12 protein-coding genes and 2 tRNA genes are annotated in these 12369 nt (G+C 54.5%); 7 read left to right on the top strand and 7 right to left on the bottom strand.

Going from position 1 to position 12369, the window contains the following annotated elements; genetic code table 11:
* Positions 1–7 precede the first annotated feature (7 nt).
* A complete protein-coding gene (locus IEX04_RS13555; RefSeq protein ID WP_096256481.1) occupies positions 8–523 on the top strand; it encodes a GNAT family N-acetyltransferase in 516 nt (171 codons plus the stop codon).
* Positions 516–1340, top strand: coding sequence for a spermidine synthase (locus IEX04_RS13550; protein ID WP_229677150.1), 825 nt, complete (start codon positions 516–518; stop codon positions 1338–1340). Before IEX04_RS13555 ends, IEX04_RS13550 begins: the two co-directional genes overlap by 8 nt.
* On the opposite strand, the gene IEX04_RS13545 is transcribed toward IEX04_RS13550, so the two are convergent.
* Positions 1333–1827, bottom strand: a complete 495-nt coding sequence (locus tag IEX04_RS13545; RefSeq protein WP_096256480.1) for a DUF2087 domain-containing protein — start codon at positions 1825–1827, stop codon at positions 1333–1335. The genes IEX04_RS13550 and IEX04_RS13545 overlap by 8 nt on opposite strands.
* Before the next feature lie 222 nt (positions 1828–2049).
* Positions 2050–3498, bottom strand: coding sequence for an NCS2 family permease (locus IEX04_RS13540; RefSeq protein WP_096256479.1), 1449 nt, complete (start codon positions 3496–3498; stop codon positions 2050–2052).
* A 170-nt stretch (positions 3499–3668) separates the two neighbouring features.
* On the opposite strand from IEX04_RS13540, the gene IEX04_RS13535 reads away from it, so the two are divergent.
* Positions 3669–4637 (top strand): universal stress protein, encoded by a 969-nt coding sequence (locus IEX04_RS13535; RefSeq protein ID WP_096256478.1) that lies wholly within the window; start codon positions 3669–3671, stop codon positions 4635–4637.
* A gap of 148 nt (positions 4638–4785) precedes the next feature.
* On the opposite strand, the gene IEX04_RS13530 is transcribed toward IEX04_RS13535, so the two are convergent.
* Together IEX04_RS13530 and IEX04_RS13525 are read right to left on the bottom strand one after the other, a co-directional pair.
* The gene (locus IEX04_RS13530; RefSeq protein ID WP_188686292.1) at positions 4786–6528 is read right to left on the bottom strand and encodes a C40 family peptidase; all 1743 of its coding nucleotides are present in this window, start codon (positions 6526–6528) and stop codon (positions 4786–4788) included.
* A gap of 775 nt (positions 6529–7303) precedes the next feature.
* Positions 7304–7675: a metallopeptidase family protein gene (locus IEX04_RS13525; RefSeq protein WP_096256476.1), complete on the bottom strand. Its 372-nt coding sequence runs from the start codon at positions 7673–7675 to the stop codon at positions 7304–7306.
* Positions 7676–7809: 134 nt separating this feature from the next.
* Here IEX04_RS13525 and IEX04_RS13520 point away from each other — a divergent pair.
* Positions 7810–7882: transfer RNA gene (locus IEX04_RS13520), tRNA-Glu, on the top strand.
* 56 nt (positions 7883–7938) lie between these two features.
* Positions 7939–8015: transfer RNA gene (locus IEX04_RS13515), tRNA-Asp, on the top strand.
* Positions 8016–8105: 90 nt separating this feature from the next.
* Here IEX04_RS13515 and IEX04_RS13510 read toward each other — a convergent pair.
* Complete coding sequence (locus tag IEX04_RS13510) at positions 8106–8960, bottom strand: DUF8083 family protein (RefSeq protein ID WP_105677718.1); 855 nt, start codon at positions 8958–8960, stop codon at positions 8106–8108.
* A 2-nt stretch (positions 8961–8962) separates the two neighbouring features.
* Positions 8963–9763 (bottom strand): exodeoxyribonuclease III, encoded by an 801-nt coding sequence (locus IEX04_RS13505; RefSeq protein ID WP_188686289.1) that lies wholly within the window; start codon positions 9761–9763, stop codon positions 8963–8965.
* 105 nt (positions 9764–9868) lie between these two features.
* On the opposite strand from IEX04_RS13505, the gene IEX04_RS13500 reads away from it, so the two are divergent.
* Positions 9869–10921, top strand: a complete 1053-nt coding sequence (locus tag IEX04_RS13500) for a 3-hydroxyisobutyryl-CoA hydrolase (RefSeq protein ID WP_096256511.1) — start codon at positions 9869–9871, stop codon at positions 10919–10921.
* Entirely contained in the window at positions 10918–11814 is an 897-nt protein-coding gene (gene mmsB / locus IEX04_RS13495; protein ID WP_096256473.1) for a 3-hydroxyisobutyrate dehydrogenase, read from the top strand. The genes IEX04_RS13500 and mmsB overlap by 4 nt, the downstream gene beginning before the upstream one ends.
* Here mmsB and IEX04_RS13490 read toward each other — a convergent pair.
* Complete coding sequence (locus tag IEX04_RS13490) at positions 11809–12312, bottom strand: MarR family winged helix-turn-helix transcriptional regulator (RefSeq protein WP_096256510.1); 504 nt, start codon at positions 12310–12312, stop codon at positions 11809–11811. The two genes, mmsB and IEX04_RS13490, sit on opposite strands and share 6 nt — an antisense overlap.
* Positions 12313–12369: the final 57 nt, after the last annotated feature.

Below are 12369 nucleotides of genomic sequence, written 5' to 3'. Positions count from 1 at the left end.
TAGGAGTGTGTCACTTTTGAACGAATATCGAATCCGTCTGGCCCAGGAACAAGATCTCCGGGCAGCTCTTGAAATGAAGTTGCAAGCTTGGCGTGAAGCCTACTCGTCCTTCCGTGACGAAGGATTTTTTGCTCACCATGAAAGTCAACTGGACCAGCAGCTTGCATGGTGGGAACGTGGCTTGGCTGGGGGAGCGCAGTTCTGGATTGCCGAAACCGGGGACGGAAAAATTGTCGGCTTAGCCGGCGGAACCCCCACCATTGAAGAAGACCAAGATACCGGCGTCGATATCGAACTCGGCGTACTTTATGTGCTCAAAGAGTATTACGGCACCGGGCTGGCAGCCCATTTGATGGACACCGTGCTGTCACGGCGTGACGCGTTGCTCTGGGTGCTGGAAGGAAATGCGCGAGCAATAAACTTCTATACCAAACATGGTTTTGTTCCGGATGGCACTAGCGAAGAGCTGGTCGGATCTTGGGCAGGTCTTCGTGAGCAACGGATGGTACGTAAACATGGCTAAGACCGAAAGTAATGTTATGGTCGGAAGCTACGAGATCGCCACCGGGCTTGCTGAAATTGAACCTGACCCTTACGGCGCTAACCGTTACATTCTGAAGGTCAATGGTGTGCCTTCTTCGCATATTGATCTTGATGACCCCGGCTACCTGGATTTTGAATACATGCGTTGGATGGAACCTGTATTCACCATTGGTTTTCCCACCGAAGAATTTGATGGCCGCACGCGTAAACTTCGCGTGTTACACCTAGGTGGCGGCGGCTGCTCAATGGCTCGTTGGGTTGCAGCGACCTATGAGAACGCGCGCCAGGTTGTTGTTGAACTAGATGCAAAACTCGCCGAATTAGTGCGTACTCGTTTCGACGTCCCGCGTGCACCCTTGGTCCGGCTACGTGTGGGTGACGCCGGGCAGGTGCTCCCCACGCTCAGTGACGACAGTCGGGACATCATTATCCGAGATGTATTCGCAGGCAGCATTACTCCGCGCGAGCTCACTACCGTGGGGTACGCCCAGGAAGCTCAGCGGGTACTGGATCAAGGCGGAGTTTACTTATTGAACTGCGGTGACTCTGCGGACCTTGCCGGCGCGCGAGCAGAAGCTGCTACGCTACTTTCCGTATTTTCCCACGTGGCCATGATTGCTGATGCGCCAATGCTCAAGGGCCGCCGTTACGGAAATATTGTATTCCTAGCTAGCGACGAGCCGTTAACACTCGGCGCGAGCTTTGAACGAAACCTGCGAATTGCCCCGCTGCCAGCGCAACTGGTTGCCGGTTCTGGGGTTACCAAATTTGCTGCGGGAGCCACGCCAATTAACTAACTGGCATTCGGTAAGCGGTGCCGTCCGTGTCGCGCTGAACCAAATTATGGTCCACCATGTAACGACGCAGTAAGGCCACATCCTCATGGATGACCGCTAAGCGCTCATTGAGCTGATTTTCCCGTAAGGATTCTTGGGCGGTCAGAACCTGGTCTCGAATATGGACCATTACTTCATGGCGGGCTGTAGGACGTGCAGGTAAAGCGTTTAGCCGGGTGCCAGTAAAAAAGCGCAGTATTCCGGTGCGCTGGGTATTGGTTGCTGAGGCAGTCGCCAGGGTGTCATTCAAAAGCTCTTCATTGAGCGTCCAACCCTGGTCTGTATCAACTAACAAGCCAATCTTGGCCCAACGACGTAGGTCTTTGAGGCTCTGGGTAGAGCTGCCGAGTCTGGCTCCCTCTCCGGCTAGGACCAAACCCAGTGCCTTGCGCATATTCTGGTTCTTTAATCCCGCAGCGATTTCGACCCACTTGTTGTGTTGAGACATGTTCTTCCTTCAACGTTCAGATCATCTGGATATTTCTCATGCTACCCAGTGTGATTCACCGGGCGTAGAAATGGCTGAATTTCAACTCACGGTAATGGCTTCGAAATATGGGGAGAAGGCTGAGTCTTTGCGGTTCGGTCGGTAAGCGAAGAACATGCTTTGGGCAAAGAAAAATCGGCTCGGCTCGTGGAAACGAGCCGAGCCGATGAGTCGTACTTTTACTTACATGCCGATGGCATTCTCGATCAGTCCGATACCAAAGAAGAGCACGAAGGCTGCCGCGACAGCCCACATCAATGGGTGGATCTCCTTCGCACGTCCCTGCGCTGTGCGGATGAAGACGTACGAGATGAAGCCCGCTCCAATGCCGTTGGCAATAGAGAAGGTGAATGGCATCAGGATGAAGGTGAGAAACGCTGGAAGTGCAATACCCCAGTCGCTCCAGTCAATCTTGGAGACCTGCGAAACCATCATGAAGCCTACGACTACCAGCGCCGGTGCGACCGCTTCAAAAGGAACAAGGTGGATCAACGGGGTCAGGAACATCGCCACGATAAGTAGCAGACCGGTCACCACGGAGGCTAGACCGGTACGTGCGCCTTCGCCGATACCGGCGCCGGACTCCACGAAGATCTGCGCCGAAGAACTCGAGGTACCACCACCGACGATGGCGCCTGCGGCGTCAACAAGCAGAACCTTGTCGACGTTCGGGATGTTGCCGTCCTTGTCCATTACGCCGGCCTCGGAAGCTAGACCCACCATGGTGCCCATGGCGTCGAAGAAAATCGATAGTAGGATCACGAAGGCAAGTAGTGACGCCGCGGTGACGCCCAACTTGTCGAAGGCACCAAAGAGATGGACCTGACCGATGAGACTCAGATCTGGCAGGGTCCAGCTTGGAAGCGAAGGAACAACCAGTGACCAGCTGTTCGTCTCCTGGTCGCCAACGTTGAAGACCGCTTCGAAAATATTCGCTAGTGCTGCGGCGGCAACAATCCCGATGAGGATGGCACCTTTAACCTTGCGAACTACCAGCGCCATGGTCAACAGCAAACCAACGACGAAGACAACGATTGGCCAGCCCATGAGCTTGCCATCAAAGCCTAGACCCACCGGTACGGTGGTGTTTGCGGCATCTGGGATGCGCTGAACGAAGCCCGCATTGACCAGACCGATGAGTGCGATAAACATACCGATGCCGACCACGATGGCGGTCTTTAGTCCCGCAGGAACGGCGCGGAATACTGCCGTTCTAAAGCCGGTGAGGACCAGCAAGAACATGACGATACCGGCAACTACCACCAGGCCCATGACATCTGCCCAGGTAAGTTCCGGATTTGTTGTCACCGTGATCGCTACGAAGGCGTTGACGCCCAGTCCGGTAGCCATGGCGAATGGGTGCCTGGCCCAGATGCCCATCAGGATGGTCAGGATGCCAGCAACGAAGGCGGTCACCGCGGCTACGCGTTGGATCCCGAGTTCACCACCGGAAGAGTCGACGCCGGAGAGCACCAGCGGGTTGAGTACAACAATGTAGCTCATCGCGAAGAAGGTGGCGATGCCGCCTCGAACTTCGGTAGCAAAAGTTGAGCGGCGTTCCGAAATTTTGAAATATCGATCAACGCGCGCCGGGAAGGATGTCTCGGTCACAGTTTTGGTGGGGGAGGGCATGGTAAAAATTCTATGACGTTTTGGGCATGGAATCATACTGATCTCACAGCTGAGTAGGCTTAGCGTGAAATCATTAGACCCAACTCACACTGTGAGACAAGATTGGAAGTACATTGGTTGTAAGAGGGGTCACACCCAATGCCATCACAGGTCAATGAGGAGCGAGTCTGATGAGTGACGAAGCACCAGTCGGAACTGAAAAAATCGAAGGTATTGTCGTCGGTGCCGACGGGTCCCAGCAAAGCAAGTGCGCTTTGCGGTGGGCCGAACGCGAAGCGGTTCGCCGGGGCAGCGTGTTAAATATCGTATCCGCCTACACAATTCCAGTTTTTGCTGCCTCGTCCATGGACGCAGGTTATTCAACTTTGGATGATGATTTAATCCGTGGAGGCGCCGAGGACATCGTGCGTCAGGCACGCGCAGAACTTGAAGGTAGCGAAGCTACGATCCGCACCTACATTGAGTCTGGAGACCCGTCCGGTGTTCTGCTGGACCTCAGTGCAGATGCCGAACTGGTAGTAGTTGGAACGCGTGGCCGTGGCGGTTTCGTGGGCCGGCTATTGGGGTCGGTTTCGTCCGCATTGCCAGCGCACGCCAAATGCCCAACGGTTGTTGTGCCGTTGTCTATGGCTAAAGAGCAGGAACAGGCTCAGGAAGACGCTCCGGAACGCCAGACCATTGTTGTTGGTGTTGACGGATCGGAACGAGCCAGGTCTGCCGTACTAGCCGCAGCCGATGCGGCGCAAGCACGAAACCTCAAACTTCGTGTGGTTTGCGCTGTTTCTCCGGTCTCCGCGGCGTTGGCCTGGATGCCAGCCACCGTTGATCAAGAAGCGGTACTTGAAGATGTCCGCTACCAAATGGACGTGGGCGAGCGTTGGATTAAGTCGCACTATCCGAATGTTGAAGTGGAAACTGATGTGATTTCAGGACCTCCGGTGGAGGTATTGATCCGCGAATCTGAGCATGCGGTACTTACCGTAACGGGCTCGCGTGGTCGAGGTGGCTTCGCCGGTATGTTGCTTGGCTCTACCAGCCAGGGAGTATTGCACCATTCGAAGGGGCCGGTCATGGTGGTACCAGACAGTGATGACCCTCGTTTGGCTGACCGAAAGAATTTCGACACTAACGCCGAATAAAAACCTTGTTGGCCCGGAAAGAGAAATCTTTCCGGGCCAACTTCTTGCCATGGATCAATAGCTCGTTGGCTAGTTAACTAGCAACGGACAAGAAAAATGCTTCCGCAGTCAGCAGACTACGGAAGCATTTTTTCGGAGGTGAGCGGGCTTAGTAGCGTGCTGCCTTCGAATGTAGGTTGTTGACCCAGCTCAGTGGGGTCGTCGAGATACCGGCACCTGGGTTACGAGCGTGAACTACTTGGCCGTTACCGATGTAGATAGCCACGTGGTAGAACGAAGCGCCACCATTAGAGGACGAGAACACCAAGTCACCCGGGCGTAGCTCGTTCAGCGAGACATACTGAGGAGCACTCGCGTACTGCTGGCTGGAACTACGTGGAAGGTTGATGCCAGATTGGGCGAACGCCTTCTTGGAGAAGCTGGAGCAGTCAAAAACATTTGGTCCGTTGGCGCCGTAGACGTAACCCTTGCTCGGATCAGCAGCGGTTTTCAAGGCCCAAGAGATCGCAGCAGAATAGTTGCTGTTATTGGTCTCCTGCTTAGGCTCTTCTTTCTTCACCTCAGGTTCAGGCTTTGGCTTCGGAGTCACCTTGGGCTTTTCGGGGGCCTTTGGCTGAACCTTCTTAGGTTCTGGCTTCGGAGCTTCGATAACCTTTGGCTTTTCAGGAGCCTGTGGCATGACCTTTGGCTTCTCGGTTTCCTTAGGCTTGGGTTTAGCCTTTGGCTTCTGAGTTTCCTTTGGAGCCTGGGTTTCCTTTGGCTTTTCGGTTTCCTTTGGAGCCTGAGTTTCCTTCGGCTTCTCGGTTTCCTTTGGCTTCTGGGTTTCCTTTGGGGCCTGGGTTTCCTTAGGCTTTTCAGTTTCCTTTGGAGCCTCGGTTTCCTTTGGCTTCTCAGTTTCCTTCGGCTCGTTCTTCTCGAGCTCGATCACCTTTGGAGTTAAAGTTCTTAGCTTTGAGTTGTCGCCATCTTCGGAATCAAGAGCTTCGAATTCCTGGGGAGTTTCTACAGCAAGTGGTTGCGCAGTGGCCAAGTCATCTTTCGAGACCGGCTCATCGGCCTGCGGAGTCTCGATGACTTCCTTCAGGGCCGCTTCCTGAGCTTTTTCTTCTTGCTCGGCGATCTGCTTACGAACTACTGCTTCTTCTTTTTCCTTGAGGACCGAAAGATGACCAATAAGTTCGTCGCGAAGTTCCTTCTGAGGAGTGATCGACGATTCGTAGGTGTTCAGAGTGGAGGTAGCGGTAGTCGCAGCCTCGTCATAGTTCGCTGCAGCAGCCTTAGCGGCCTTCTGAGCGGTGTCTGCGTACTCTTCCCAAGCAGTGACGAGGGCTTCGGCTTCAGAGGCCGTGTTGACCGTCTGGGAGCGATTCTCGCTCAAGGCGCTCATGGTGGCGGCCTTGTAGAAGATGTCGTTTGATTCATCATCCTGTAGCAGGATGCCAATGCTGGAGTTGCTGGCACCGTTGCGGTACATATCCGAAGCGATAGCGCCAAGGTCATTGCGACTCTGGGCTAGGTACTGCTTCGCATATTTGACCTGCTCAACTGCTTTGTCAGCCTCGGCTGAACGCAAATCGCGTTCCTGCCCGGCAGTCAGCAACGATTCCTGTGCTTCTAGAGCGGCGGTCTCAACACGCTGTAGATCAGCACGGCTTGAGACAAGCGATGCTTCGAGGCGGGCAATCATGTTGTTAGTGGCGTTCTTGTCCGACTTGGCAGCCGCTACCTCTGCCGCTGAGGGCAAAGAGGTGTTTGACGGTGCAGCGGCGACCGAAATAGCCGTGGGAAACTTCGCCGACGGTGCGGCAGATGCCGGGACGGCGCCAGCAAGACATGAGACTGCTAGGGCCAGGGTGCACGCGGCAACGCCGAGCGAGTGGCGGTTCGCCATATCGTTCCTCACTAGATTCAGGTGATGACAGTTGGGAAAAGGACCAATCGTAATTTTTCGAGATCGAAATGTTGCAATTTGGTCAAGGTCCCAAATAGCACACTAGGCCAAAAAAGAGGTGCTTGGCAACACTAGTCACACCAGTCACAAGAATTACATCGATGGGATTTCTGCCCCTAATTACGGAGTGATATGGACGAAGGTGGCTTAATAAGGTATGGTTTTAGGGTTTTTGGCGGGAAGTAAAAGTCCTATAAGTGCCAAGCTTGATCACGTTTGATTCGTTATCTTGACTGTGCGGCAACGCAAAAATGTTGGAACTGGGTCCACGTTCGTTACTTTGTCGCGCGACTAAGCAAGATGAGGGCTGAAATGCGCTGTTATTGCGTCCTTATGTAGGTATAGGCAGGCTAAAACGTTCTTGGCTTAGGAAAGTGCCAATTGAGCGTGTTTGGCCATGATGCTCAGCGCGCCCAACGGCTAAAGGTGATGGAACCAGAAAGTAATGATCACTGAGCGGGAAGTCGGCTTCGTCAGGGCGAAGCTTTGCCCGTCGCGGACTAAGCATGTGCATGCAGCGCATCCATGGTGCGATTCGCTTCAGTCGCAGATAAATAAAATATCGGCATGCCGGCCCTGAAACACCGACAGAGGTCGGTTTTCCCACCCGCGGCGCCGAGGTCAACAATATGAGAAGCGCTGGCAAGACAAGTTTTGCACCATTTTGAGCAAAATTCGTGACGCACATCTCAATATAAGTTTTTACGAAATTTTGCTATCCCCAGCCCAAATCGTGCAATTTATCGTCGTCGATTCCGAAGTGGTGCGCCACCTCATGCATGACTGTAACGCGCACTTCACGGATGACATCTTCTCGTGTTTCGCAGGCTCTTAGAGTCGGGTTTTTGAAAATTGTAATCCGGTCTGGCAGGGCGCCTGATGCCCAACCGAGATCACGTTCAGTGAGTGCAACACCCTCGTATAAGCCCAGAATCTCGGTGTTTTTTGGTTCTCCAGGGAGTGGCTCGTATTCGTCTTCGATAAAGAAAATGACGTTGTCCATCATGTCGATAGCGCTCTGCGGAATGCTGTCGACAGCCGACTGGACTAGGTCGTCAAACTCGTCGTCACTCATCTCCAAATTCATATTTCAACCCTACTGTTCAGCGTCGCTTTGAGCTTGAAAAAATTGCCGCAAAGGCCGATTTTGCAAAAGGTAAAAAGGCCACGTATAGTTGTTGAAGTCCGCTACGGAGACGCAAGAAACCGAAGCAGATATAGGCCCCCATCGTCTAGCGGCCTAGGACACTGCCCTTTCACGGCAGCGGCACGGGTTCGAATCCCGTTGGGGGTACAAACAACCAACTTGTTGGTTGTCAGATGAAGAAATTCATTGGCTTGCGAAAGCAAGGCCCTGTAGCGCAGTTGGTTAGCGCGCCGCCCTGTCACGGCGGAGGTCGCGGGTTCAAGTCCCGTCAGGGTCGCCAACAAAAAAAGCTCCGGTTTTCCGGAGCTTTTTACTTTAAAGATCTTCTCTACCCGCCATGGTTGGTGTTGCGGTGTTGGGTATCGAGCTTTTAGTTAGCCCGTCCCAAGTGACGAGGGCCTAGCCAGCGATTAGTCAGCCGGCGGTAAGCGGCTGCCGCAGTGGAGAAGTCACCATCCTCGATGGCCTGGATTCCGTGCATCAAATCATTGGCCGACTCGTCTGGCCACACAATTTCAGCAAGTAATCCATAATCTAGCTCGATGACGGAACGCCTATCGAAGGATTCTAGCCAGCTTCCTAGAGCCCCTAGCTCTTCAAATAGCGGAGCCTGCGGAGCATAGGTCACTAGTGTCTGGACTGCCCAGGCAAGGCGTTCTACAGCCTGCTCAAAAGGTACGATGAGGCGCACCGTCATGAGGCGGTCATCTTGATGGATCTGCTCGAACTCATCATCTTCGCGGAAGAGCGCAAACCAGCTCAGCGGGATTCCCCACGTTGAAGTGCGGGTATGTAAATGCGTCAGGTCTGCTGCAAGTTGCTCTGGAGTCACTCGCTCGGCATTGGCGCTGCGCGCCGCCGGCGGTACAAGAAGATCGAAGACTTCGGACCGGATCGCTTCCTCGGCTTGTTCTGCTGCTAAAAGGCTACGCGCCTTTAGCTGTCCAGGGCAGTAGCGAGTGTGCTCGTTGCCCTCATAATCAAGAACCTTTAGCGAACGGAAATGCTCAATCTCGTTATGCGGGAACGGGTCTGAGACGTCTCGTAACGTGCGCTCCCAGAGGTTCTGATTTTCGTAATTATCCCAATGACTCGCACTGCGTTGTCCGTTGCGAAGAATAATTGATTGGGCCCAATCTTCGAAGGTATCCAAAGGCTCGTAGACGCGCAGATGTGCGGTGGCGGCTGTAAGTTCTTCGAGGGGCCCAATCAATTTTTTTGTCATTGTTAGTCGTTCAACTCCACAATGACTGGTGCGTGGTCACTGGCGCCCTTACCCTTGCGTTCTTCGCGGTCGATAGTTGCGCCCACTACGCGCTCAGTCAGCGCGGGAGAGGTCAGTGCGAAGTCGATACGCATGCCCTCACCCTTCGGGAAGCGCAGCTGCGTGTAATCCCAGTAGGTGTATTCACCTTCGGTATACGGTCGCACCACATCTGAAAAACCAGCATTTTCAAAAGTAGTGAAAGCTGCTCGCTCGGGGGCAGAGACGTGGGTTAGCTGGTTGTCCAAGAAAAATTGGATGTCCCAGACATCTTCATCCTTAGGTGCAATATTCCAGTCACCGAGCAACGCGATTTGAGCTTTCGGGTCGGCGTCGAGCCACTGAGCGGAATTTTCCTTCAGGCCTTCGAGCCAGTTGAGCTTATAGCCCATATGTTCGTCATCTAAAGCGCGTCCGTTGGGTACGTACAAGCTCCAAACGCGGACCCCGCCGCAAGTGGCCGCAATGGCTCGCGGCTCCTGGATAGGATCTTTCCCACCTTTACCAAACTCGGGCTGGTTGGGAAAGGTGCGTTGCACGTCGTCAAGTCCAACGCGGGAGGCAATGGCTACGCCATTCCACTGGTTGACGCCAAAATGCGCCACCTCGTAATCGTTATTCTCGAAAAGTTCCCAGGGGAAGTTATCGTCTTTACATTTCGTTTCCTGAATTGCCAGGACATCAACGTCGGATCGGCGCAGCCAGTCTTCGACGCGGTCAGCCCGGGCCCGCAGGGAGTTCACATTCCAGGTTGCAATCTTCACTAGTTCAACCTATCAAGTTTGCTGTCATGCGCCACTTCAATTTACTTGGAAGTCCGAGTATATTCGAGATTGAACTGTGACAGCGATCACCGAGGGGTGGGTATTTTGACCGACATTCTGACCGAACGCCGGGGACATTTGGGACTCATTACTCTGAACCGGCCAGCCGCGCTTAACGCACTGACCACACAGATGTGCCGGGAGATGCTTCATGCCCTGCTTGCGTGGCGTGAAGACCCGCAGGTGCACCATGTAGCGATCACCGGGGCAGGGGAACGAGGCTTGTGTGCCGGTGGAGACATCGTGGCCATTTACCGCGATATTTTGAACCGCGACGGGTCCACCGAAGAGTTCTGGCGTATTGAATATCAGCTCAACGTGCTCATAGATGAGTATCCCAAGCCATTCGTGGCGCTGATGGACGGGATTGTGCTCGGTGGGGGCATCGGAGTGTCGGCTCACGGTAGTCACCGCATCGTGACCGAAACAAGTCGTTGCGGTATGCCTGAGGTGGAAATCGGATTTTTCCCCGATGTCGGAGGTACCCACCTGCTTGCTCAGGGTGACAAGGCCGCAGGGCGTCTTGCAGCGCTGACGGGATTGAAATTTCAGGCTGCGGATACGATAGCTCTAGGTCTGGCCGACACCTATGTACCCCAAGAAAATTTGGCCCAGCTCTTGACGGAGCTAGAGGCCGCAGAAGTCGAGGAAGTTATTGCTCGATATAAGTCCGAGCCAGAACCAGGCATGCTCGATGGTCAGTGGGTAGAGGCCTTCGCCGAGCCGAGCATCCCCGGGATTCTCGCGGCGCTAAATGCGAGCGATCAGTCGCAGAGCCAAATTGCGGCCAAGGCGCTTCGTGCTGCCTGTCCGAGCTCGGTTCGGCTCGTTGATCAACTGTTATCTAGTGCCGGAGATGACCTGCGCGAAGACCTGCGCCGAGAATTTAGGGCAGCCGTCAACCGCCTAGATGATCCTGACTTCGCTGAAGGAATCCGCGCGGCGGTGATCGATAAGGACCGCAACCCACAGTGGCGTGAGCAGGTGGGAGATCTGACTTCGGCGCAGCGCACGGCTCGCCACTTTGCTCCGTTGCCGGGAGCAGAACTGAATTTTGCACTGTTGGAGCAGGGGATACGAGAGAAGAGCGGAAAATGAGCGAGAAGCCAGTCATTGGATTTCTAGGACTAGGCCATATGGGCCTACCTATGGCGATCAATTTGCATCGCGCAGGCTATCGATTAAAAGCTTTTGATGTTGTCCCGGCCGCGCTTGAGGCAGCCCAAGCTGCTGGCATAGAAACCGTGTCGGCTGGCGCCGATGCCGCGCAGGACGTAGATATAGTGCTCACCATGTTCCCTACCGGTCAGCATGTATTAGATGCTTACCGGGGGTACCTGCTGGAAACGGCCAAGGACAATACGCTGTTCTTGGAATGCTCCACCATCGACGTAGCCCAAGCCCGGGAAGCGGCGCAGCTCGCGGTGGACGCCGGTCACCGCAGTGCGGATGCACCGGTATCCGGGGGAGTTGTTGGCGCCGAAGCGGGAAGTCTGACTTTCATGCTTGGTGCGGATCAGTCAGATTTGGCGCAGATTAACCCGGTGCTTGAAGTAATGGGCAAAAAAATCGTGCACTGCGGCGGGCATGGAGCAGGTCAAGCTGCCAAGGTCTGCAACAACATGCTCTTAGGGATTTCCATGATCGGCGCCGCGGAGGCCTTTGTCCTAGGTGAGCGCTTGGGGCTGGAGCATCAAGCCTTGTATGACGTGATCTCCTCGGCCTCGGGGCAATGCTGGGCAGTAACTACCAACTGCCCGGTACCGGGGCCAGTCCCCACATCGCCGGCTAATCGTGACTATCAGCCAGGGTTTGCCGCAGCCTTGATGGCCAAGGATCTTGGGTTAGCATCCAGCGCTTTAGATAATACTCAGACCGATGCCAAACTCGGGAGCCTCGCGGCGGCCCTCTACCGGAAATTCAGTGACGAGGGCAATGCTGGCACGGATTTCTCGGGTGTTATCAATGCGATCCGCGACGGGTCATTATAAAAAATCACAGGAGGCGCGACGGAAGCGCGAGAGAATTTCGAAAAGTTCCGTCGCGTCTTTAGGGGCCAAGTTGCTTTGGGCGAAGAGCATCTTGTTAAGGTCCTCCCGTGCTGCGTTGAGCACTTCTAAGCCTTGAGGGTTTAGCTCTAAAAGCCGGGTTCGCCCATCGGTGGGATGTGCAATGCGTTGCACTAAGCCGGTGGCTTCAAGGCGATCTACGGAATTGGTCAGGCTAGTTGCATGAACCTGAAGTAGTTCGCTGGCGCGACTCATGGGAAGCGAACCACGCTTGGAAAACCCAAGTAAGGCAAGAACCTCAAAGCGCGCAAAGGTGAGCCCATGCGGTTTGAGGATCGCATCGGCTCGCTGCAAATAGATCGACGCGGTGCGCATTACCGCGGTGATCGCCGCCATGGCATCAGCTTCGGAAGCCCAGCCATGGGAAACCCACTGTTCTCGGGCCTCGGCAATTGGGTCGCGTGGCAACGGAGAATTCAACATTTACCCCCTGAAGAAGTCTTAGTCCAACAATATACTTGGACTTCCAAGGGTTTG

The organism is Glutamicibacter ardleyensis (genome assembly GCF_014644555.1).
Taxonomy (GTDB): Bacteria; Actinomycetota; Actinomycetes; order Actinomycetales; family Micrococcaceae; genus Glutamicibacter; species Glutamicibacter bergerei.
This window is presented reverse-complemented; position numbering and strand designations above follow the sequence as displayed.

Bases quoted from the DNA above. Each gene is read 5' to 3' on its own strand.
- mmsB (WP_096256473.1), top strand. From the start codon at position 10,918: ATGAGCGAGAAGCCAGTCATTGGATTTCTAGGACTAGGCCATATGGGC.
- IEX04_RS13550 (WP_229677150.1), top strand. From the start codon at position 516: ATGGCTAAGACCGAAAGTAATGTTATGGTCGGAAGCTACGAGATCGCC.
- IEX04_RS13525 (WP_096256476.1), bottom strand. From the start codon at position 7,675: ATGAATTTGGAGATGAGTGACGACGAGTTTGACGACCTAGTCCAGTCG.
- IEX04_RS13535 (WP_096256478.1), top strand. From the start codon at position 3,669: ATGAGTGACGAAGCACCAGTCGGAACTGAAAAAATCGAAGGTATTGTC.
- IEX04_RS13540 (WP_096256479.1), bottom strand. From the start codon at position 3,498: ATGCCCTCCCCCACCAAAACTGTGACCGAGACATCCTTCCCGGCGCGC.
- IEX04_RS13510 (WP_105677718.1), bottom strand. From the start codon at position 8,960: ATGACAAAAAAATTGATTGGGCCCCTCGAAGAACTTACAGCCGCCACC.
- IEX04_RS13545 (WP_096256480.1), bottom strand. From the start codon at position 1,827: ATGTCTCAACACAACAAGTGGGTCGAAATCGCTGCGGGATTAAAGAAC.
- IEX04_RS13530 (WP_188686292.1), bottom strand. From the start codon at position 6,528: ATGGCGAACCGCCACTCGCTCGGCGTTGCCGCGTGCACCCTGGCCCTA.